This is a genomic window from Rhizobium sp. LjRoot30 (assembly GCF_964253915.1).
Classification (GTDB): domain Bacteria; phylum Pseudomonadota; class Alphaproteobacteria; order Rhizobiales; family Rhizobiaceae; genus Metarhizobium.
The window spans coordinates 145,353-166,878 of the sequence record NZ_CAXUSG020000010.1 but is presented as its reverse complement, the minus strand read 5'-3'; the positions used below and the strand labels follow the sequence as shown (position 1 = coordinate 166,878).

The window sequence follows — 21,526 nt, the reverse complement described above, 5'->3', positions numbered from 1 at the left end:
CATCCCGATGCAACGAACCTTGAGACATCAGATGACGAAATGGAAAGAAGCGCTGGCGGATGTTGCTGCCGGCGCGCGGAGAATAGCACCCTTGATCGTGGCGGTGATCCCGATCGGAATGGTTTATGGTGCGGTGGCTGCGACCAAGGGCCTATCACCGCTGGAGACGGTGCTGATGAGCATGTTGGTCTTTGCCGGCGGCTCGCAATTCGTGGCGCTGGATATCTGGACGCACCCGGCAAGCTGGGTGAGCCTCGGTTTCGCCGCCCTGCTGGTCAACGTCCGGCACGTGCTGATGAGTGCGTCGCTCGGCACCAAGCTGCAGGCCTTTTCCGGGCCGCAGAAGGTTTTTTCCATGCTGTTCCTCGCCGACGAGATCTGGGCGATGTCGGAATTCCGCGCCCGCGAGACGGTGCTGAAGCCGCTGTGGTATCTCGGCCTCGTCCTGCCGTTCTACGGCGCCTGGGTGCTGTCGGGCCTCGCCGGCAGCCTGCTCGGCGCCTTTATCGGCGATCCGGCGCTGATCGGGCTCGATTTCGCCTTTCCGGCCGTGTTCATCGTGCTGGTGATGGGGTTCTGGAAAGGCAGTGAAACGGGCCTGATCCTGCTTGCCAGCGCCGCCTGCGCGCTCACCGTCCATCATTTCGTTCCGGGCGTATGGTACATCGCTGCCGGCGCCGTTGGCGGACTTGTCGCTGCTGCGCTGACCGGCGGCGCAGGCGAGGAGGTGCCGGCATGACGGTGGAGTTTGCGACCCTGGCAGCCATCCTGGCGATGGCCGCGGCAACGGTATTGACCCGGCTGAGCGGGCTTCTGCTGCTGCGCTATGTCAATTTTTCGCCGCGGAGCCGCCGTGCCCTCGATGCCATTCCGCCGGCGGTGCTGATGGCGGTCGTGGCGCCGACGGCTTTTGCGACCGGCCCGGCCGAAAGTGCCGCTTGCCTCGTCACCGCGCTGGCAGCCTTCCGGTTCCCGATGCTTGCGGCCGTCGCGCTCGGCGTCGCGACGGTGGCCCTGCTGCGGTTCGTCGGCCTCTGATCCCGGATCAGTGTTCTTCGTACTGGGTGAAGGACGGATCGGCCAAATCGGCAAAGCGGGTGAACTCGGCCTGGAAGGCGAGTTTCACCGTGCCGGTCGGCCCGTGACGCTGCTTGGCGATGATCACGTCGGCCGTGCCCTTGACCTTTTCGAACAGCGCTTCCCATTCCGGATATTTCGGATCGTGGATATCGCGGGGTTCCTGGTTCTTGATGTAATATTCCTCGCGGAAAACGAACAGAACCACGTCGGCGTCCTGCTCGATCGAGCCGGATTCACGTAGGTCCGAAAGTTGCGGCCGCTTGTCGTCGCGGCTTTCCACCTGGCGGGAGAGCTGGGAGAGCGCGATGATCGGGATATTCAGTTCCTTGCCGAGCGCCTTGAGGCCGGTGGTGATCTGCGTGATTTCCTGGACGCGGTTCTCGTTGGATTTGCCCGAGCCGGTCATCAGCTGCACGTAGTCGACCACCAGCACGTCCAGGCCACGCTGGCGCTTCAGGCGGCGGGCGCGGGCGGCCAGTTGGGCGATGGAGATGCCACCGGTCTGGTCGATGAACAGCGGCACCTTCTGCATCATCATCGAGCAGGCGACCAGCTTTTCGAAATCGGTGTCGGTCAGTTCGCCGCGGCGGATCTTCGAGGAGGAGACCTCCGTCTGCTCGGAGATGATACGGGTGGCGAGCTGTTCCGACGACATTTCCAGCGAGTAGAAGCCGACGACGCCGCCGTTTCTCGCCTTCATCGTCCCATCGGCCTGGACTTCGCTCTCGTAGGAGGCGGCGATGTTGTAGGCGATGTTGGTGGCAAGCGAGGTCTTACCCATGCCCGGACGGCCGGCGAGGATGATCAAGTCGGAGCGCTGCAGCCCGCCCATCTTCGAATCGAGGCTGTGGATGCCGGTGGAGATGCCGGAAAGTCCGCCGTCGCGCTCCTTGGCGGCGGCTGCCATGTCGATGGCGGTCGCCACGGCATCGTTGAACGCCTGGAAACCGCCGTCATAACGGCCGGTTTCGGCCAGTTCGAACAGGCGGCGCTCGGTATCTTCGATCTGCGCCTGGGGCGGCATGTCGAGCGGCGCGTCGAAGGCGATGTTGACCATGTCCTCGCCGATGGTGATCAGCGCGCGGCGCAAGGCGAGGTCGTAGATCGCTCGGCCGTAATCCTCGGTGTTGATGATCGACACGGCTTCGGCGGCGAGGCGCGCCAGGTATTGCGATACGGTCATCTCGCCGACCTTGGCGTCGGCGGCGAGGAAGTTCTTGATCGTCACCGGGTTGGCGATACGGCCCATGCGGATGATGTCGCCGGCAACCTCGAAGATCTTGCGGTGCAGCGGCTCGTAGAGATGAACGGGCTTCAGGAAGTCCGAGACGCGGTAATAGGCATCGTTGTTGACCAGAATGGCTCCCAGCAGCGCCTGTTCCGCCTCGATGTTGTTCGGCGCCTCGCGGTAGTGCGGCTCCGAGGGCGAGGGGGGCGTGATCTTGCGCGCGGTGTCGTTCATGTCGTTTACCTATCTTCTGCTGCGCTGGAAGCGCTCACCCTAGCGGAGTTCACCCTCCAGATCATCGCCAAATTCGCTACCCACAGCGATCCACAGGGACGGTGCCGTTCTTGCGCGAAAATCCGGCAAAATTAGCGAATCCGTTTGACTGTGATCGTTGCCGGCCATTGCCGAATCGAGCGGCCTGAGTAGCACGAGGCCGTATCGTTGTGCCTTTAAAAAAGAAAGCCCGGCTGCGAGTGCAGCCGGGCCCGATTCCCTTCCCGCAGGAAGGAAATTCTTATTCTTCGTCGCCGTCGCGGTCTGCATCCGGATCGAAGAAATCTTCCGGACGCAGGGCGTCTTCGTCAACGCCGTAGATGGCGTCGGCAGACGTCAGGGTTTCACCCTTCTGCTGGCGCTCGGCTTCGTCGGCCGAACGGGCAACGTTCAGCTGGACGGTGATTTCGACTTCGGAGTGCAGGTGCAGGGTGACGTCGTGCAGGCCGATCGTCTTGATCGGGTTGTTGAGGTCAACCTGGTTGCGGCCGATGTTGAAGCCGGCAGCGGCCAGTGCGTCGATGATGTCACGGGCAGCGACCGAGCCGTACAGCTGGCCGGTTTCGCCGGCGGCGCGGACGACGATGAAGGACTTGCCGCCGAGAACGTCGGCAACCTTCTGGGCTTCCGACTTGCGCTCGAGGTTACGGGCTTCAAGCGTTGCGCGCTCGGTTTCGAAGCGCTTCTTGTTGGCTTCGTTGGCGCGCAGCGCCTTGCCCTGCGGCAGCAGGTAGTTACGGGCAAAGCCGTCGCGAACCTTTACGGTTTCGCCCATCTGGCCAAGCTTGGAGATGCGTTCGAGGAGAATGACGTCCATTTCAGTGTCCTTTCAGATGCTAGATGTCAGGTGTTGTTTCATTGTCTTTGGATTGCGGTGCGCCCGAAGGCGTCAGTGCGATGGCCCGCCGCGTGTCGGTCAGGCCGAGCACGAGAATGGCCAGCGCCGGCAGCACCATGGTGGCTGCCAGGTATGCGAGGATCAGCGCCGGTATCCGCCAGGATTTGCCGCGGCTGCGGAAATGCAGGGCGGCGAAGCCGGCAATGAGGAACCCTGCGCCAAACGTGCCGAACACGGTGGCGCCGATCAGCGCCGGCACGCCGCCGAAGAAGCAGGCAAGCAGGCCGCCGAGGAAGACGAAGATGGCATTGCGGTTCATGCGCAGCGCCGACGGCATGTCTTCGCGCGGACGCAGAGACCGGCCGGATGCGCCGACGAGGCGCGTGGCGAAATAGTAGGCGGCAAACAGCAGGATGACCCAGAGGCCGCCCTGCGTCATCGGCAGCACCAGAACGACCAGGCGCTTGGTCTGGTCGATCACCTCGACATTGCTGGCGAAGGTCGGGTCCTGCTGCTGCATCTGCGTCATCATCACGTCGACCAGCTGGTCGGTGAGCTGCGGGCCGTAGCCGATCATGAAGCCGACGATGACCACGCCGACCGTCACCATGGCGCAGAGCTGCATCAGGATGTCGGAGAGCGGGTACCAGGCGGTCAGATGCGAAGGGCCGCCGAGTTCGGACGCCGGCCGCGCCAGGTTGGCGAGATGGCTGATCCAGCCCGCCGGCGCGAGCGTCACGACGGTCATGACCACGGCGAAGCTCGGGCTGACCATGACGGCGCCGAGTGCCGCAGCGGTAACGATGGCCGCGATCGTGCAGATGTTGCCCCAGCCGAGGCCGGCAATGAGAATGGGAAGCGCCGAGGCGGCGTAGAGGATCGCGGCAAAAGACGGCTGCGCATTCGCCCCAAGCACCAGAAGTGCGGCGGTAATGCCGGCAAGAATGCCGAAAAGCAGCGTTTTTGGTTCCGGTTTCTTCACGTCGCTGTCCTGCTGTCGAGCAGTTAGGGGAAACTTGACCTTACGGAAAGTCGGTCCCCAACATGGGATTTTCTGGTTTCGATCCGCGCCCAACGCGGAAGGAAGAAGGGAAGGGCGAGCGGATCGCCTTTCCCGGAGTCATGCCTGAGAGTCAGGCGCCTTACCTAAGGATTAGGCGAGGACGTAAGGCAGCAGGCCGAGGAAGCGGGCACGCTTGATCGCCTGGGCGAGTTCGCGCTGCTTCTTCTGGGAAACGGCCGTGATGCGCGACGGAACGATCTTGCCGCGCTCGGAAATGTAGCGCTGCAGGAGACGAACGTCCTTGTAGTCGATCCGCGGAGCGTTTGCGCCCGAGAAAGGGCAGGTCTTGCGGCGACGGTGGAACGGGCGGCGTGCCGGGGAGGAAGAGGTTTCAGCCATGTTCAGATCTCCTTATGCACGGTCTTCGCGCGGACGGCGCTCGAAGCCGCCTTCACGCGGGCCACGGTCCGGACGCGGACCACGATCGCCGAAGCTGCGCTCCGGACGGTCGCCATCGCGGCGCGGACGGTCGTCGCGGTCGCGCTTCTGCATCATGGCAGACGGGCCTTCTTCGTGCTTCTCGACAGCGATGGTCATGTAGCGAAGAACGTCTTCGCTGATGCGCATCTGGCGTTCCATTTCCTGGACGGCGGCAGCCGGAGCATCGATGTCCATCAGCGCGTAATGCGCCTTGCGGTTCTTGTTGATGCGGTAGGTCAGGGACTTGAGGCCCCAGTTTTCTACGCGCCCGACCTTGCCACCGTTAGCTTCGATAACACCCTTGTACTGTTCGATAAGGGCATCGACCTGCTGTGCGGAAACATCCTGTCGGGCAAGGAATACATGTTCATAAAGAGCCATGGTGGGCTTGCCTTTCTTGCGTTTCATTGAACCCGGAAATCGGCGGCTAAGCCTCAACGACTGCTCCTGTCAGGGTTTTCACCCAAGCAAGAAAGCGTTATTTCGAGACGGTCGAGAGCGGAGACACGGGAGGCTGGAACCTTTTGGCCCAAACGGTTTCCCGAGAGAAACCGGCCCTCCGTTCAGCCACCAGCCAGAAGACCGGGTTTGCGAACAGGCGCGCTTATACGCATTTTTCGCCGGAAGGCAAGGGCCGTCGCTACTTTTGCAGCAGTCCCCGCTTTTTCTTCCAGGCGCGCACGCGGCTGCGCGCGTTGACGTAGGGAGATGCGGTATTGAACTGGATCATGCGGCCGAGCGGCCATTTTTCGTACCAGCCACCGCTATAAAGTTCGGCATCGGTGCGCCGGTCGATTTGTGTCAGGATGTCAATCTTAACCTCCTCGAAACGGGAAAGCCGCTCGGAGAAGCTCAAAGTTTCGTATTCGCGATAAAATTTCTGGGCCAGTGAACCGAGCTGATTCCATTTGAACCCGGTGTCCGGAAAATCTGGCTCCTGCCCTTCGTCGCGCAGCCTGATCCACTTGAGCACGAGTTCGCCCCAGCCGATCAGGTAGGCAAGCAGGTCGTCGACGCTCATCAGCGTGCCGGCCGCATGCCCCGGCATGGTTCCTTCCGAGGCGAGATCTTCGGGAAAATTTTCCAACTCAGCCGTCAGTTTTGCGAAGGCGACCTCGATCGCCTTGCGCAGTTCGTTCTTATTGGTGGGGACGGCCATGAATTGCCGGCGCCCCGTCTCAGATCGACATCGGGTACTGGCGGTGAACCGCAGCGATTTCCTTCAGCACGTCGTCGGAAAGGGTCACGTCCTTGGCGGCGATATCGGTCTTCAGCTGCTCCATCGTCGTCGCGCCGATGATGACGGAGGCCATGAAGCCGCGGGTGAGGCAGAAGGCCAGCGCCATCTGCGACGGGTCGAGGCCATGCTTGCCGGCGATCTCGACATAGGCCTTTACCGCCGGCTCCTGCAGCGGCTGCAGGCGTCCGCCAAGATTGCCGTTGATCGAGGCGCGCGATCCGGCCGGCACCTGGCCGCCGACATACTTGCCGGAGAGAAGGCCTGCGGCGAGCGGCGAATAGGAGAGGAGGCCGACGTCCTCGTAATAGGAGACTTCCGCCATATCGAGATCGTGGTGGCGATAGAGCAGATTGTATTCGTTCTGCACCGATGCGACGCGCGGCAGGCCCTTCTGCTCCGACAGCGTCAGGAACTTCTGCGTGCCCCAGGTGGTCTCGTTCGACAGGCCGATGGCGCGGACCTTGCCGGCCTTCACCGCCTCGTCGAGCGTTTCGAGAATCATCAGGATATCGGCGGCGGCATCCGTACGCGGCTTCTGGTAGAGGTCGAAATCCCAGGCCTGGCGGAAATGAAAGTGCGGCCGGTTCGGCCAGTGAATCTGGTAGAGGTCGATGTAATCCGTCTTCAGGCGCTTAAGGCTGAGGTCGAGCGCCTCGCGGATGCCGGCGGCATCGGCCGGCCGGCCGTCGCGGATATACGGCCGCCCCGGACCGGCGACTTTGGTGGCGAGAATGATGTCCTTGCGCTTGCCGGTTTTTTCGAACCAGTTGCCGATAATCTCCTCGGTGCCGCCATAGGTCTCGGGCGAAAGCGGCGTCGTCGGGTAAAGCTCTGCCGTGTCGAAGAAATTCACGCCCTGATCGACGGAATAGTCCATCTGCGCGAAAGCATCGTCCTGGGTGTTCTGCCCGCCGCCCCATGTCATGGTGCCAAGGCAGATTTCCGACACCGACATGTCGGTGCGACCCAATATATTGTACTTCATGAAATGAATTCCTGGTGTTTGGAAGGCTGTCGCGAATTTAGGAGCGTTTTGCGGAAGCGCAATACGCAAAATCCTGTGATTTCGCAGTTGCGAGCATATCGTGTCTGCCATGCCGCAGTCTTGACACCGGCTTTCAACAAGGTGAATGGAGGTGAAAACCAAGGGAAGGAACAATCCCAATGACGTTAGCATTCACATTTCCCGGTCAGGGCAGCCAGGCCGTCGGCATGGGCAAGGACCTCGCAGACGCTTTCCCGGAAGCCCGCGCAGTCTTCGAAGAAGTCGATGAGGCGCTCGGCGAAAAACTCTCCGAAACCATCTGGAACGGCCCCGAGGACGTCCTGACGCTGACGGCGAATGCCCAGCCGGCGCTGATGGCGGTGTCCGTGGCCGTGATCCGCGTGCTCGAAAGCAAGGGGCTGAACCTCAAGGACAAGGTGGCATACGTCGCCGGCCATTCGCTTGGCGAATACTCCGCGCTCTGTGCCGCCGGAACCTTCACGCTTGCCGACACGGCGCGCCTCCTGCGCATCCGCGGCAACGCCATGCAGGCAGCCGTCCCGGTCGGTGCCGGCGCCATGGCGGCGATCATCGGCCTCGAACATGCCGATGTCGTTTCCATCTGCGCCGAGGCATCCGATGCCGGCGCCTGCCAGATCGCCAACGACAATGGCGGCGGCCAGTTGGTCATCTCCGGCGAGAAGGCAGCCGTGGAAAAGGCGGCCGGCCTTGCGACCGGCAAGGGCGCCAAGCGCGCCATCCTGCTGCCCGTCTCCGCGCCGTTCCATTCCTCGCTGATGGCGCCTGCCGCCGAGGCGATGCGTGCGGCACTCGCCGGCGTCTCGCTCAAGGATCCGGTCGTGCCCGTGATCGCCAACGTTCGCGCTGCTCCGGTGACTGATGCCAAGGAAATTGCCGGCCTGCTGGTTGAGCAGGTCACCGGCCAGGTGCGCTGGCGCGAAACCGTCGAATGGTTCGCCGCCAACAACGTCACGACACTTTACGAAGTCGGAGCCGGCAAGGTGCTGACGGGGCTTGCCCGCCGCATCGACAAGACCGTGACCGGAACCGCCATCAACACGCCTGCAGATATCGATGCGGCCATTGCCGCCATTCTCGGCTGATAGAACGAAGGAAGAAAACCATGTTTGACCTGACCGGACGCAAGGCGCTGGTAACCGGCGCCACCGGCGGCATCGGCGAAGAGATCGCCCGCACGCTGCATGCCCGCGGCGCTATCGTCGGCCTGCACGGCACGCGCGTCGAGAAGCTGGAGGCCCTGGCTTCCGAACTCGGCGACCGCGTCAAGATCTTCCCGGCCAACCTCTCGGATCGCGATGAGGTCAAGGCGCTCGGCGAAAAGGCGGAAGCCGATCTCGAAGGCGTCGATATCCTCGTCAACAATGCCGGCATCACCAAGGACGGCCTGTTCGTGCGCATGAGCGATGCGGACTGGGACGCGGTGCTGGAAGTGAACCTGACGGCGGTCTTCCGCCTGACGCGCGAACTCACCCATCCGATGATGCGCCGCCGCTATGGCCGCATCATCAACATCACCTCGGTCGTCGGCGTCACCGGCAATCCGGGCCAGGCCAACTACTGCGCCTCCAAGGCCGGCATGATCGGCTTCTCCAAGTCGCTCGCCCAGGAGATCGCCACCCGCAACGTCACGGTCAACTGTGTCGCCCCGGGTTTCATCGAAAGCGCCATGACGGGCAAGCTCAACGAGAAGCAGAAGGAAGGCATCATGGGTGCCATTCCGATGAAGCGCATGGGCACCGGTGCGGAGGTCGCGTCTGCGGTCGTCTACCTCGCTTCCGGCGAGGCCTCCTACGTCACCGGCCAGACGATCCACGTCAACGGCGGCATGGCCATGATTTAAACGGCGGTCGGCAAGCAATTCCCGGCGATAGACCGAGAAATGCATGTTGACCAAGCTGCCCCTGTGCCATTTTCAGGCTTTGCGGCAGACTTAAACCGTGTTAATCGGGCCATGACTGTGAACAGTCGTCCCGAAAATGCAGGGGACCACTATGCTTTTTGCATGGCTTCGGTCCCGGTTTCTTGGGGCTGAACGAGTTTGCCGGCGCCACTTTTTCGGGGTCGCGGGTTAGAACAGGGTAGAATGCCAGAAGGGCATTCTGGTGAAGTCAAAGGTCGAGGAATCCGACATGAGCGATATCGCAGAACGCGTAAAGAAAATTGTTATTGATCATCTGGGCGTTGACGCCGACAAGGTTGTCGAAGGCGCCAGCTTCATCGACGATCTCGGTGCGGACTCGCTCGATACCGTTGAACTGGTCATGGCGTTCGAAGAAGAATTCGGCGTTGAAATCCCCGACGACGCTGCAGATTCCATTCTGACGGTCGGCGATGCCGTGAAGTTCATCGAGAAGGCCCAGGCCTGATCGATTGAAAGTTTATGGGCGGATTGCAAAGATCCGCCCGCTTGAGCCCGGTTTTCCGGGCTTTTGTTTACAAAGACATCGGCTGAAAAATAGGGTGGATTACGGGCGATGAGACGTGTCGTTATCACCGGTACCGGCATGGTATCACCTCTGGGTTGCGGAACGGAAGTCACGTGGACGCGACTGCTGGCAGGCGAAAACGGGGCCCGCCTGGTCACCGAATTCGAAGTCGATGATCTCCCGGCAAAAATTGCCTGCCGAATCCCCTTCGGCGACGGCTCCAACGGCACCTACAATGCCGATGACTGGATGGAGCCGAAGGAACAGCGCAAGGTTGATCCCTTCATCGTCTATGGCATGGCCGCCGCCGATATGGCGCTTGCCGATGCCGACTGGCATCCGAAGACCGATGAAGACCAGATCGCCACCGGCGTGCTGATCGGCTCGGGCATCGGCGGCCTCGAAGGTATCGTCGAAGCCGGTTATACGTTGCGCGACAAGGGTCCGCGCCGTATCTCGCCGTTCTTCATTCCCGGCCGCCTCATCAATCTCGTTTCCGGCCAGGTTTCGATCCGCCACAAGCTGCGCGGCCCGAACCATGCCGTCGTGACCGCCTGCTCGACCGGTGCGCATGCCATCGGCGATGCCGCGCGATTGATTGCGCTCGGCGATGCCGACGTGATGGTGGCCGGCGGCGCGGAATCGCCGATTTGCCGCATCTCGCTTGCCGGCTTTGCCGCCTGCAAGGCACTGTCGACGCAGCACAATGACGATCCGTTGAAGGCCTCGCGCCCCTATGACCGCGACCGTGACGGTTTCGTCATGGGCGAGGGTGCCGGCATCGTCGTTCTCGAAGAGCTGGAGCATGCCAAGGCCCGCGGCGCCAAGATTTATGCGGAAGTGGTCGGCTACGGCCTGTCCGGCGACGCTTTCCACATCACCGCCCCGTCTGAAGACGGCGACGGCGCCTATCGCTGCATGGCGGCTGCCCTGAAGCGTGCCGGCTTGACGCCCGCCGACGTCGATTATGTCAACGCCCACGGCACCTCGACCATGGCAGACACGATCGAGCTCGGCGCCGTCGAGCGGCTGGTCGGCGATGCGGCTTCGAAGATTTCCATGTCCTCGACGAAATCCGCCACCGGCCACCTGCTGGGTGCTGCCGGCGCCATCGAGGCGATCTTCTCGACGCTGGCCATCCGCGACAACATCGTGCCGCCGACGCTCAATCTCGACAACCCGGAACGGGAAACCGCGATCGATCTCGTGCCGCACACGGCACGCAAGCGTCAGGTCAACGTCGCGGTGTCTAATTCCTTCGGCTTCGGTGGTACCAACGCTTCGTTGGTGCTGCGCCGTTACGAAGGCTGATCGGCGGGGTTTCCCGCCGCCATTTGCTTGATTGTGAATATTGCTCAGGGCGTGCGGCCGTTTCCTGAACCTGTTTTTTGCCGCATTGCTTCGCCAAACAGCGGACAATGCCAAAATGATGAGGATTGTCGGTGAGCGATACGAACCAGAACAGTGAGGCGATCTACGGCCGCGACGGCGCGGGTGTGACCAAGGGGCCGATCATTCCGAAATCGGCCACCGAGGCGCTCCGCCCGGAGCGCGTGCCCGATCCGCCGCGCCGTTCGCGCAAGGCGCGCAGCCAGCTGGTCATCTTCCTCAACTTCCTGATGACGCTGACGGTGATGGTGGCCGTCGTCGCCGTGCTCGCTTTCTATTATGCGATCTCGACCTACCAGGCGAAGGGACCGCTCGCCGTCAACACCAATTTCATCGTCCGCAACGGCGCCGGGCTGGCGGAAATCGCCTCCAATCTCGAGCGCAACGACGTCATTTCCGATGCGCGAATCTTCCGTTACGTCACGGCGACCTATCTGGCCGACGACGAAACGCTGAAGGCCGGCGAATACGAAATCAAGGCCGGCGCCTCGATGAAGGAGATCATGGATCTCCTGAAATCCGGCAAGTCGATCCTCTATTCGGTTTCGCTGCCGGAAGGCCTCACCGTGCGGCAGATGTTCCGCCGGCTTCAGGAGGATCCGGTTCTCGAAGGTGACCTGCCGGCCGAACTGCCGGGGGAGGGCAGCCTGCGGCCCGACACCTACAAGTTCTCGCGCGGCACCAAGCGTGGGGAAATCGTCGAACAGATGCAGGCCGCCCAGGAAAAGCTGATCGACCAGATCTGGGAAAAACGCGATACCTCGATCCCGCTGACATCGAAGGAAGAGTTCGTTACGCTCGCCTCGATCGTCGAGAAGGAGACGGGCAAGGCGGACGAACGGGCGCATGTTGCGTCGGTGTTCATCAACCGCCTGGAACGCGGCATGCGGCTGCAGTCGGACCCGACCATCGTCTACGGCATTTTCGGCGGCGAAGGAAAGCCGAGCGACCGGCCGATCTTCCAGTCGGACCTCCAGAAGGAAACGCCCTACAACACCTACAAGATCAAGGGCCTGCCGCCGACGCCGATCGCCAATCCCGGCCGCGCGGCGCTGGAAGCGGTCGCCAATCCCTGGCGCACCAAGGATCTTTACTTCGTTGCCGACGGCACGGGCGGCCACGTCTTTGCGGCGACGCTCGAAGAGCACAACGCCAACGTCAAGCGCTGGCGCAAGATCGAGGCGGACAAGGGCTCCGATCCGAACATCGCCGTCGACGGCCAGCCGGCGGACCAGGCCGATCCTTCGGCGAAAAAGACCAGCACGAACTGAGCGCGGAGGCCCAATGCCATTGCAATCCATGACCGGCTTCGCCCGGCGCGAAGGAACGGTCGGGCGTTATCGCTGGGCATGGGAACTGCGTTCCGTCAACGGCAAGGGACTCGATCTGCGCCTGCGCTTCCCACCGGGCCTGGAACAGATGGAAACGGAGGTGCGCAAGCAGCTCGCCGATCGTTTTTCCCGCGGCAACATGCAGATCTCGCTTTCCGTTACAGCGGCCGAAGCCCAGCTTGAGGCCGTGCTGAACAGCGAAGCGCTGGCCGCCGTGATGGCCCTGCGCAAGGAGCTTGGCGATCTTCTCGATCCGTCGCCGCTGCGGCTGGACACGCTGTTGACCATTCGTGGCCTTGTCGATTTCCGCGAGGCCAAGGATGACGATCAGGCAATGGGTGCCCGAGACCAGGCGATCCTCGACGGCCTCGTCGGTGCATTGGCCGATCTCCAGGCAATGCGGGAAGGCGAGGGCGAGGCACTTGCCCGCCTGCTGCATGGGCATATCGATCGTATCGCCAGCCTGACAGCCGTGGTGGAGAACGATCCTTCCCGCACGCCGCAAGAAATTGCACGCCGCCTGGCCGGCCAGATCGCCGCGCTGATCGAGGGCGTGCCGAGCCTTGACCGCGACCGGCTGCATGCCGAGGCTGCGCTGCTTGCGACCAAGGCGGACCTTCGCGAAGAAATCGACCGGTTGAAGGCGCATGTGCTCGCCGCCCGGGATCTTCTGGAAAAAGGTGGTCCGGTGGGCCGCAAGCTCGATTTTCTGGCACAAGAATTTAACCGAGAATCGAATACGATCTGCTCCAAGTCCAATGCCGCGGCCGTGACCACGGCGGGCATCGAGCTAAAAGTTGTCATCGACCAGTTCCGCGAACAGGTCCAGAATCTGGAGTAATCCCATGACCGCCCGGGCCACGCCGTCCAGCATCATCCAACGCCGCGGCCTGATGCTCGTCCTGTCCTCGCCCTCCGGCGCCGGCAAGTCGACGATCGCCCGCAACCTGCTGGAGTCGGTTCCGGGGCTCAGCCTGTCGGTAAGCGTCACCACACGCGCCCGCCGTCCGAGCGAGATCGCCGGTCGCCATTACCACTTCATCAGCGTGCGTGAATTCGAACGCATGCGTGACTCAGATTCGCTGCTCGAATGGGCAGAAGTCCACGGCAATTTTTACGGCACGCCCCGCGAACCCGTCGAGGTCGCCATGGCCGAAGGCCGCGACATGTTGTTCGATATCGACTGGCAGGGCGCCCGGCAGCTGCAGGAGAAGATGGCGGCCGATGTCGTTTCGATCTTCGTGCTGCCGCCGACCATGACCGAACTGCAATCGCGCCTGCATCGCCGTGCAGAGGATACCGAAGAGGTGATCGCCACCCGGCTTGCCAATTCCCGCTCGGAAATCGAGCACTGGCGCGAATACGATTACGTGCTCATCAACGACGACCTCGACATCGCCTTCGATACGGTGCAGTGCATCGTCAAGGCCGAGCGGGTGCGCCGCGACCGGCGTCATGGCCTGTTCGATTTCGTGCGCGGCCTTCTGGAAGAGACGCCGAAGCTCTGAGCCTCGGCAAACCATCTCAGAGATGATTGGCGAGAGCCACGAACTCCTCGACCGAGAGCGTTTCGGCACGCCTTGCCGGGTCGATGCCGGCCTTGAGCAGCAGCGTTTCGCCGCCAAGCGGCTTCAGGCTTTGCCGCAGCATCTTGCGGCGTTGACCGAAGGCGGCCTGCGTCACCCTTTCCAGCTTGTCCGCATCGCAGGGAAGGGGCGTAGCCTTCGGCAGCAGATGGACAATGGTAGAGGTGACCTTCGGCGGCGGCGTAAACGCCTGCGGCGGCACGTCGAAGACCATCTGTGCCGTTGTGCGCCAGCCGCAGAGCACGCCGAGGCGGCCATAGGCGTCGTCTTGCTCATCGGCGACGATGCGGGCGCCGACCTCCTTCTGGAACATCAATGTCAGTGACTGCCAGAACGGCGGCCAGGTCTTCGGCAGCAGCCAGTTGACCAGAAGCTGGGTGCCGACATTGTAGGGCAGGTTGGCGATGATGCGCACCGGCCCTTCGGGTGCCAGGGCCTCGAAATCGGCTTTCAGCGCATCGCCCTCGATGACTTCCAGCCGGCCGGGATAATGGTCGGAAATTTCCGCCAGCGCCGGCAAGCAGCGGGAATCGCGCTCGATGGCGATGACCTTCTTGGCGCCGAGCGAAAGAATGGCGCGGGTCAGACCGCCGGGGCCGGGGCCGACCTCGAAGACTGTTACGCCCTCCAGCGGCCCAGCCGTACGGGCGATCTTTTGGGTGAGATTGAGGTCGAGCAAAAAATTCTGCCCCAGCGCCTTGCGGGCGTCGAGCCCGTGCCGCTGGATGACGTCACGCAGTGGCGGCAGGCCGTCCAGGGTTGCCATCAGGAACGGGCTCCGGTGTTGCGCGCGAGGTCCGCTGCGAGCGTCAGGGCTGCAACGAGGCTGTCATGCCGCGCGATCCCCTTGCCGGCGATGCCGAAGGCGGTGCCGTGGTCGGGCGAGGTGCGGATGAACGGCAGGCCGAGCGTCGCATTGACCGAATCGTCGAAGCCCAGCGCCTTGGCGGGGATGAGCGCCTGATCGTGGTACATGCAGATCGCCACGTCGTAACCCTGGCGGGCACGGTCGTGGAACATTGTATCGGCGGGCAGGGGACCGAAGGCATCGATACCCTCGGCACGCAGCACCTCGATTGCCGGGCGGATGATCGCGTCGTCCTCCAGCCCGAGTGCGCCGCCTTCGCCGGCATGCGGATTGAGGCCGGCGACGGCAAGGCGTGGCGCGGCGATGCCGAAGCGGTGTTTCAGGTCGGCATGGGTGATGCGGCAGGTCTCAAGCAGCAACGCGGCATCGAGCGCGGCCGGCACGTCTTTCAGCGGGATGTGAATGGTCACCGGCACCGCTTTCAGCTTCGGGCCGGCCAGCAACATCACCGGCAATGCCGGCTTTCCAGTTGCACGTTCGGCGAGATCGGCCAGAAATTCCGTATGCCCCGGAAAGCGGAAGCCGGCGTCATAAAGCACGGATTTGGCGATCGGATTGGTCACGACGGCGCTCGTCCGGCCGGCAAAACAAAGCTCCACCGCCCGCTCGATGGCGCCGATGGTGCCGGCGGCACTTTCGACACGCGGCTCGCCGGGCAGGATGTCGGAGCCAGCGGCAACGGGCATGACCGGAATAGCGCGATCAAAGATACCGATCGCATCTTCCGCCCCAGTCTCCTCGATTGCCACGGAAAGGCCGAGATGACGGGCGCGCTGCGCCAGCACTGCCGGATCGCCGATAAAGAGGAACGGCTCCAATGACAACGCCCGGCGATCAAGCCAGGCGGTCAGGGTAATATCCGGGCCGATCCCCGCCGGATCGCCTTGAGTGAGCGCAAGCGGGCGCATCGGTTTTCTTTCGTCTGTGGAAGCCGGGTTAGTTGTAGACGATCTGCGCCTTCTTGCGCAGCTCCTCGACATACTTCGCCTCGTTCGGATTTTCGCCGTCCTTCTGCTTGCCAAGATCTTCGGCACGGAAAACGACTTCCGCCGCATAATCGTCCGAAACCTGGCGTGTCTTGCAGATGGCGAGATATTCGACGCCGCGTTCGGTGACGCGGGTACCGGTGGTATTGCCCTTGGCCTTCTCGATCAGCGGCTTCCAGTCCTCCGGCAGTTCCGGCGCCAGCACGCGGCCGAGGCTGCGGATCGAAACGTCATGCATGGTGGCGGCAAAGATCTTCGCCTGGTCGCAACCCGGGAACTTCGCCCGCGAGGCTTCGGCTTCGGCCTTGCGCTTGCCGACGATGCCCTTCTTGGAGGCCGGCACCACGAAGATGACCTGCTGCAGGAAATATTCCGTCGTCACCGGCTTCTGCTTGTTCTGCAGCATGCGGCTGACGACTTCCTGGTTGGACATGCGGCCGCTGGATCCGTAGCGGGCATTGACGACGCGCGGCCAGCTCATGGAAATGGCGATATAGGCCTTGAAGTGATCGGCGCCGACACCGGCCTGCTGCAGCAATTTGCTCAGCTGCTCGGGGGCCATCTTGTTGCTGGCCGCGAAACGCGCATAGGCCGCATCGACTTCTTGCGTGCTGACGGACATCTGCACGCGCAAAACTTCCTGACGCTTCAGATATTCGTCGACAAGCTGCTGCTGGGCGATCTTGTTGAGATTGCCCTTCGTTCTCTGCAGGCGGAGGAAGGCAACGCGCTTGGCGACGTCGCCGGTGGTGATCGCCGTCTTGTTGACGGTGGCGCTGATCTGGCTTGCGGCGAAAGCTGCCGGCACGAACGGCTGTGCCGTCAGGGAAACCGCCAGGGCCGCGACACCGAACACAAGCGCACGTATCGGCTTCAATCCAGATTTCATCGGTCTACCTCTCCGGCTGGCGCCACCAGGGCTGCCCGCTGCTCCGATCTTGCGAAAATTCCACGAAGGTGCCGAATAACGTAATTCTTACGGCAAAACAATGACCGAGCAGCTTTCCGGCGTATTCCAGCGTGAAAAACACTGCCTTGGCGGGCTCCCGCCAAGGCATCGGCGACTTCGTCAGTAACGATAGTTGCCCTGCGGCGCATCGCCGACCTGGATGTCGCCCAGCGTACGGAAGCTGAGGCGGGCACCGATCTGCCAGTCGTTTGCCGCGGTGTTCGAGATGTCACGCTTGTCGGTGTAATACAGCGAGAAGATCGTGCACTCGTCCTCATAGGAGAAACCGGCGCTGCGGCGGCTGACGACGTCGTTGTTCAGGTCCCAGGTCATGGAGCCGAACACCGAAACATATTGCGTCAGGCGGAACGAAGCGGAAGTCTGCAGTTCGGTGCTTTCTTCCGAGGCGCCGTATTTCGGCTGCTCGGCGATCTGCGTGTAGGTCAGGCTCGTCTGCAGACGATCGTTGCCGTAGCCGACGGAAGCACCGGTGCGCATCGGCTCGAGCGTCTTTTCGTCCAGGCGGGCGAGAGCCGTCAGCGAAAGGCCATACGGTGTCGTGACGCTCGCCATGGACACGAAGTCCGAGACGTCGCTTTCGAGACCGGAATTCGCGCCTGCATTCACCAGATCGTCGGTGGCAAAGGAGTTCAGACCCGCCAAGTGATAGGACTGGCCGAAGATGCCGTGCAGCGTATAGCCGCTGTCGAAGGTGCCGGTATAACGCAAGCCGACATTGGCACGCGTGCCGCCCTCGATCCGGTCGTAACCCGAAAACTTGTCACGCTCGAACAGGTTGGTAGCATCGAACACGAAGCTCTGGGCATCCTCGTTCGGCAGGCCGCCAGCCATCTGTTCGTCCGGGCGCACAAAAATCTGCGCGATCGGCTCGAAGACGTGGCTACTGTTGGCCGTCGTCATCAGGATCGGATAACGGGCTTCCAGGCCGGCCGTAACCATGCCGCGAGCGTTTGCATCGTCACCTTCGAAGCCACCGCCGTAGAGGTAACGGGCAGGGTCGATGGAGTTCGGGCTTGCCATGTCGACGTTCAGCGCATCGCCGCGAAGTGCGACGATCGGCGTCAGCGACAGGCCGCCGTCGGTGATGAAGGTACGCTTCCATTCGGCTTCGGCCGAAAGGCGCGCCATGCGGCCGTCAAGCCCACGGAAACGATCGTAGCCGCTCGATGTGTAGATATCCGGGTTCGAGCGCGAAATATTCGTGAAGTTGATATCGAGCGACAGCTCGCCGCCACCGACCGGAACCGGCGCGATGTAGCCGTAGTCGATGACCGGATAGACCATCGCCTGCTTGTTCTCTTCGGTGTCGCGCGGATTGGAATCCTGGACGTCGAAATAGAAGGCGCGCATGTCGAAGATGTTACGATCGCCCATGCCCGTCAGGTAGACCTGGTTGGTATGGACGCTCTCGTCGAGACCGTTCAGATCGTATGTGCGCGAAAAGTTGTTGTCGGTCTGGGTCATGACGTCCCAGCCGAAGGCCCAGCGCGGATTGATCGTAAACGCGCCAGTGGACTGGATCATGCCACGTTCTTTGACCTCGGCATCGCTGGTGCCGTCGGTAAACTCATCCGGGTTCATCTGGCTGATGCCGGCTGCCCGCAGGGTGAGCGTGCCATTGTCGAAGCGCTGGCGATATTCGGCATCCAGCAGGAAACCCTGGCTGGTGTAGCCGGTACCGCTGACCGTCAGATCCTTGCTGTTGGAAATGGCGTAATAATACGGAACCTTCAGGCCGAAGCCGAGGTTTTCGGTCGTCGACATGCTCGGGAAGAGGAAGCCGGACTTGCGCTTCACCGTATGATCGGGAACCTCAAGCACGGGTATCCAGGCAATCGACTGGCCGAAAAGCTCGAAGCGGGCATTTTCCAGCCGCACCGTATGCTTCTCGCCATTCTGGATGACACGCTGGGCCTTGATCTGCCACAGCGGCGCGCGATCCGGCTTTTCTGCGCAGGGCAGGCAGGCCGTGTAGACGCCGTTGTTGAGAATCATGTCGCGGGCGCCGACGCGTTCGGCGCTTTCGGCGGCCAGACGGGTATTGTCGGTCGTCTCCACGCGCAAGGCATTGAGGAAGCCTTCGCCGAAGTCGTCCGTGACATCGAGCGTTTCGGCATACAGCCGGTTGCCGCCGGGCTCGATCAGCTCGATATTGCCGATCGCCGTCATCCGGCCGGTTTTTTGATCGTATTCAACGCGCTGGGCCACCATCTTGTAGCCAGCGTAATTGATCTGCACACCGCCGACAGCGGAAATCCGCTCGGCATCTTTATCGTACACGAGTTCGTTTGCCGCGAGCATGAGCTTCGACTCGGCAGGAATGTTCGGCTCCAGCGACTGCAAACTGTTCGACTGAGCGTAAGCCGCTACAACAGTCGCACTGAAATACGCAGACGCAGCCACCCCGGTCAGCAGGGCGGTCAAAAGCCTCCTGATCGTTTTGCGGTTTGTTACCGCCACTAGCCATCCTCCTGATGCAGCAGAATTGTAGCCCCGAGTGCCATCGCCACCACGACCGGAATCCAGGCCGCAATGAACGGTGGTACTACCCCGCTGCTTCCGAATGCTTTCACAAGCACGGTCACAACATAAAGCACGAAGCCTGAAAGGATTCCACCCAGAATCACCGAGCGGGATTGTGCAAAACGACTGAACTTCAGCGTGACGGTTGCGGCGATCATGGTCATCGCAATCAGCAGGAAGGGCAGCGAAAGCAGGGAGTGATATTGCGTCTCAAGCGCCCGGGTGGAAACACCGAAGGACTTGGCAATCGCAATTTTCTGAGAAAGATCATAAAAAGCAACGGTTTCCGGTTGAGCCAAACGCTCCTGCACGAATTCCCGTTTCAAGTTGGTCGGCACTTGGACGGATGGGAGTCGCACAGGGACTTCACCTGGCCTAGTCTCTGTCACGTCGTTAAGCAACCAGTAACCATCTTGCAATTTTGCCGATCCCGCATCCTGTCTCAGAATGATCCGGCCTTCCGGATCGAAATGGATCAGGGCGGCGTCGACGAGCAGGGTTCCGTCTTCGAGGATCACCCGTCCGCCGATCACCGTGTCGTCCTTGCCGCTGATCTGGCGAAGCCACGGAACAGCGGAGGACGAACGGCTCTTGTTGCTTGCCGCTTTCCAATCCGATTCGAGAAATAGCGCCTGACGCTGGCCCCAGGCTGCCAAAGGATTGAGTGCAAGCGTGGTCGCCGCACCGACAAGAAAGGCGCCGAACACGAAGGGGGCCATGAACTGCCAGACGGAGACGCCGGCGGCCCGCGTCACCACCAGTTCGTAGCGGCGGTTGAGCGCAATCAGCGTCGTCATGCCGACAAACAGCATGATGAAGGGGATCGTCTGCTGCAGGATGAGCGGCAGGCGCACGAAGGTCATGAACAGCGCGCCGCCGACCGAATAACCGGCCAGCGACGAGAATCGCCCGGAAGTTTCGGAAAAGTCGATCAGGAAGATGATCGAGACGATGCCGAGCAGGAACCACAGGGTGGTCGCAAGGTAACGGCGGAAGAAGTAGCGTCCGAGCGTCGAGAAGATCATGCCGGATCTCCCTTCGAAGCGCCGCGCTGACCGTTCAGCCGCGCCAGCAGCCCGCGCCAGATGTCGGCGGTCCGGTAGCGCAGGAAGGCCGGGATCCGGAGCTTCATGTTGCGCGACAGCAGGAAGGCGGCAACGGCGCCCGCGACGATCGGCACCGCGTAAGCGACATAGACATAGGTAACGTCGTGCTCCGACTGGTTCGATGCGTAGAAGGATGCCCAGCGCAGGCCGAAGCTGATCGCCAGGGCCGACACCATCGGATGCAGGTGGGCATCGCGGTGCGAACGGGCGTCGCCGGCAATCAGCAGTGAAATCATTGCGTAGAGCAGCGGGAAACACCACTCCGTCAGCCGTCGGTGCAGTTCGGCGCGATATTCCCCGGGTTTCTGCTTGTAATGCGAATCTTCAGGATCCGGATTGAGGAGGAAGCCGAGGCTCCGGTCGCCCGAGCGCAGGGTGGCCTGGCCGCGCGTCTGGGTGAGGTCCGACAGGTCGAAGGAATAGGAATCGAAGCGGATGATCGAGACGTTGCCGTTCGGAATCTTCCGATGCACCTCGCCGTCATGCATGATCAGGGCCGTGCCCTCGACATTCACCGCGCCTTCGCGGGCATAATAGATGAGGTCGAAATTCGGATCGCGCGAATCGGCGACAAACAGGCCCTTGAGGATGCGGCCGGAATGGCGCTCGGAGATCTGGATGTAGAGGCCGTCCTCGATGCGCCGGAACGTTTTTTCCTCGATGACCGAGGAGAGAAGATCGGCATAGGCGGCGGCGACCATTTCGCGGGCTGCGACGCGGACCTTCGGTTCAATGACATTGTCGACGAAGAAGGAGAAGACGCTAAGGCCCGCAGCCAAAAGCAGGATCGGCCGCATGATCGTCGCGCGCGTGGCGCCAGCGGCCTCGATGACGGTCAACTCCGAATCGTTGTTCATCGCCGCCAGCGTCTGGGTGATGCCGATGACGATGGCAAACGGCAGGACGATGGGGATGATGGTCGGCAGGATGAGTGTCGCCAACTGCACGAACGAGCCGATCGACTGGCCGCTATCGGTCACAAGATTGATGCGGCCGAGCACCTGGGTCGTCCAGATGATGGCCAGCACCGGCAGCAACGCCACCAGGAACATCTGGCTCACGCGCCGCAGAATATATGACTCGATCAGTTTCATGCAGGCCTTCAAACTCAAGCCGGCATTCGTGAAGACCTGCCGGCGACGCGTTTTCTCTACGCTGTTTGTGAATTTTTG

At 62.0% G+C, this 21,526-nt stretch carries 22 protein-coding genes; 9 read left to right on the top strand and 13 right to left on the bottom strand.

The window, feature by feature from the left end; genetic code table 11:
- Positions 1 to 31: 31 nt before the first annotated feature.
- A complete protein-coding gene (locus ACSQ3I_RS19935) occupies positions 32 to 739 on the top strand; it encodes an AzlC family ABC transporter permease (RefSeq protein WP_436001733.1) in 708 nt (235 codons plus the stop codon).
- Positions 736 to 1,038, top strand: a complete 303-nt coding sequence (locus ACSQ3I_RS19930; protein WP_436001732.1) for an AzlD family protein — start codon at positions 736 to 738, stop codon at positions 1,036 to 1,038. The genes ACSQ3I_RS19935 and ACSQ3I_RS19930 overlap by 4 nt, the downstream gene beginning before the upstream one ends.
- A 7-nt stretch (positions 1,039 to 1,045) precedes the next feature.
- Here ACSQ3I_RS19930 and ACSQ3I_RS19925 read toward each other — a convergent pair whose 3' ends face one another.
- The 7 genes from ACSQ3I_RS19925 to ACSQ3I_RS19895 all read right to left on the bottom strand — a co-directional run bounded on the left by ACSQ3I_RS19925 (position 1,046) and on the right by ACSQ3I_RS19895 (position 7,127).
- A complete protein-coding gene (locus ACSQ3I_RS19925; protein ID WP_436001731.1) occupies positions 1,046 to 2,542 on the bottom strand; it encodes a replicative DNA helicase in 1,497 nt (498 codons plus the stop codon).
- A gap of 280 nt (positions 2,543 to 2,822) precedes the next feature.
- Positions 2,823 to 3,398: a 50S ribosomal protein L9 gene (rplI, locus tag ACSQ3I_RS19920; RefSeq protein WP_436001730.1), complete on the bottom strand. Its 576-nt coding sequence runs from the start codon at positions 3,396 to 3,398 to the stop codon at positions 2,823 to 2,825.
- A gap of 19 nt (positions 3,399 to 3,417) precedes the next feature.
- The gene (locus ACSQ3I_RS19915) at positions 3,418 to 4,401 is read right to left on the bottom strand and encodes a DUF2232 domain-containing protein (protein ID WP_436001729.1); all 984 of its coding nucleotides are present in this window, start codon (positions 4,399 to 4,401) and stop codon (positions 3,418 to 3,420) included.
- Positions 4,402 to 4,572: 171 nt separating this feature from the next.
- A complete protein-coding gene (gene rpsR / locus ACSQ3I_RS19910; protein ID WP_109456811.1) occupies positions 4,573 to 4,821 on the bottom strand; it encodes a 30S ribosomal protein S18 in 249 nt (82 codons plus the stop codon).
- Between the two features lie 12 nt (positions 4,822 to 4,833).
- Positions 4,834 to 5,283, bottom strand: a complete 450-nt coding sequence (gene rpsF / locus ACSQ3I_RS19905; RefSeq protein WP_436001728.1) for a 30S ribosomal protein S6 — start codon at positions 5,281 to 5,283, stop codon at positions 4,834 to 4,836.
- A gap of 259 nt (positions 5,284 to 5,542) precedes the next feature.
- Entirely contained in the window at positions 5,543 to 6,061 is a 519-nt protein-coding gene (locus tag ACSQ3I_RS19900) for a ClbS/DfsB family four-helix bundle protein (protein WP_436001727.1), read from the bottom strand.
- 19 nt (positions 6,062 to 6,080) lie between these two features.
- Positions 6,081 to 7,127: an aldo/keto reductase gene (locus tag ACSQ3I_RS19895; protein WP_436001726.1), complete on the bottom strand. Its 1,047-nt coding sequence runs from the start codon at positions 7,125 to 7,127 to the stop codon at positions 6,081 to 6,083.
- A 179-nt stretch (positions 7,128 to 7,306) separates the two neighbouring features.
- Between ACSQ3I_RS19895 and fabD the strand changes: the two genes are divergently transcribed.
- From fabD to gmk, 7 genes are all read left to right on the top strand, one after another.
- Positions 7,307 to 8,251, top strand: coding sequence for an ACP S-malonyltransferase (gene fabD, locus ACSQ3I_RS19890; RefSeq protein WP_436001725.1), 945 nt, complete (start codon positions 7,307 to 7,309; stop codon positions 8,249 to 8,251).
- A 20-nt stretch (positions 8,252 to 8,271) separates the two neighbouring features.
- Positions 8,272 to 9,009 (top strand): 3-oxoacyl-[acyl-carrier-protein] reductase, encoded by a 738-nt coding sequence (fabG, locus tag ACSQ3I_RS19885; protein WP_436001724.1) that lies wholly within the window; start codon positions 8,272 to 8,274, stop codon positions 9,007 to 9,009.
- Between the two features lie 289 nt (positions 9,010 to 9,298).
- Positions 9,299 to 9,535 carry an acyl carrier protein gene (locus tag ACSQ3I_RS19880; protein WP_003502080.1) on the top strand — a complete coding sequence of 79 codons (237 nt, stop codon included), beginning with the start codon at positions 9,299 to 9,301 and terminating at the stop codon, positions 9,533 to 9,535.
- Between the two features lie 108 nt (positions 9,536 to 9,643).
- Positions 9,644 to 10,906, top strand: coding sequence for a beta-ketoacyl-ACP synthase II (gene fabF / locus ACSQ3I_RS19875; protein ID WP_436001723.1), 1,263 nt, complete (start codon positions 9,644 to 9,646; stop codon positions 10,904 to 10,906).
- A gap of 131 nt (positions 10,907 to 11,037) precedes the next feature.
- On the top strand, positions 11,038 to 12,255 hold the full coding sequence (gene mltG, locus ACSQ3I_RS19870) for an endolytic transglycosylase MltG (RefSeq protein WP_436001722.1): 1,218 nt from the start codon (positions 11,038 to 11,040) through the stop codon (positions 12,253 to 12,255).
- 13 nt (positions 12,256 to 12,268) lie between these two features.
- A complete protein-coding gene (locus tag ACSQ3I_RS19865) occupies positions 12,269 to 13,156 on the top strand; it encodes a YicC/YloC family endoribonuclease (RefSeq protein WP_436001721.1) in 888 nt (295 codons plus the stop codon).
- A gap of 4 nt (positions 13,157 to 13,160) precedes the next feature.
- Positions 13,161 to 13,823: a guanylate kinase gene (gene gmk, locus ACSQ3I_RS19860; RefSeq protein ID WP_109456819.1), complete on the top strand. Its 663-nt coding sequence runs from the start codon at positions 13,161 to 13,163 to the stop codon at positions 13,821 to 13,823.
- A 16-nt stretch (positions 13,824 to 13,839) separates the two neighbouring features.
- Here gmk and rsmA read toward each other — a convergent pair whose 3' ends face one another.
- From rsmA to lptF, 6 genes are all read right to left on the bottom strand, one after another.
- Positions 13,840 to 14,667, bottom strand: a complete 828-nt coding sequence (gene rsmA / locus ACSQ3I_RS19855) for a 16S rRNA (adenine(1518)-N(6)/adenine(1519)-N(6))-dimethyltransferase RsmA (RefSeq protein ID WP_436001720.1) — start codon at positions 14,665 to 14,667, stop codon at positions 13,840 to 13,842.
- Complete coding sequence (gene pdxA / locus ACSQ3I_RS19850) at positions 14,667 to 15,677, bottom strand: 4-hydroxythreonine-4-phosphate dehydrogenase PdxA (protein ID WP_436001719.1); 1,011 nt, start codon at positions 15,675 to 15,677, stop codon at positions 14,667 to 14,669. The genes rsmA and pdxA overlap by 1 nt, the downstream gene beginning before the upstream one ends.
- 28 nt (positions 15,678 to 15,705) lie before the next feature.
- Complete coding sequence (locus ACSQ3I_RS19845) at positions 15,706 to 16,644, bottom strand: peptidylprolyl isomerase (RefSeq protein ID WP_436001718.1); 939 nt, start codon at positions 16,642 to 16,644, stop codon at positions 15,706 to 15,708.
- Between the two features lie 180 nt (positions 16,645 to 16,824).
- The gene (locus ACSQ3I_RS19840; RefSeq protein ID WP_436001717.1) at positions 16,825 to 19,185 is read right to left on the bottom strand and encodes an LPS-assembly protein LptD; all 2,361 of its coding nucleotides are present in this window, start codon (positions 19,183 to 19,185) and stop codon (positions 16,825 to 16,827) included.
- Entirely contained in the window at positions 19,185 to 20,273 is a 1,089-nt protein-coding gene (lptG, locus tag ACSQ3I_RS19835) for an LPS export ABC transporter permease LptG (protein WP_436001716.1), read from the bottom strand. The genes ACSQ3I_RS19840 and lptG overlap by 1 nt, the downstream gene beginning before the upstream one ends.
- Positions 20,270 to 21,448, bottom strand: a complete 1,179-nt coding sequence (lptF, locus tag ACSQ3I_RS19830) for an LPS export ABC transporter permease LptF (protein WP_436001715.1) — start codon at positions 21,446 to 21,448, stop codon at positions 20,270 to 20,272. Before lptF ends, lptG begins: the two co-directional genes overlap by 4 nt.
- Between the last annotated feature and the right edge of the window lie 78 nt (positions 21,449 to 21,526).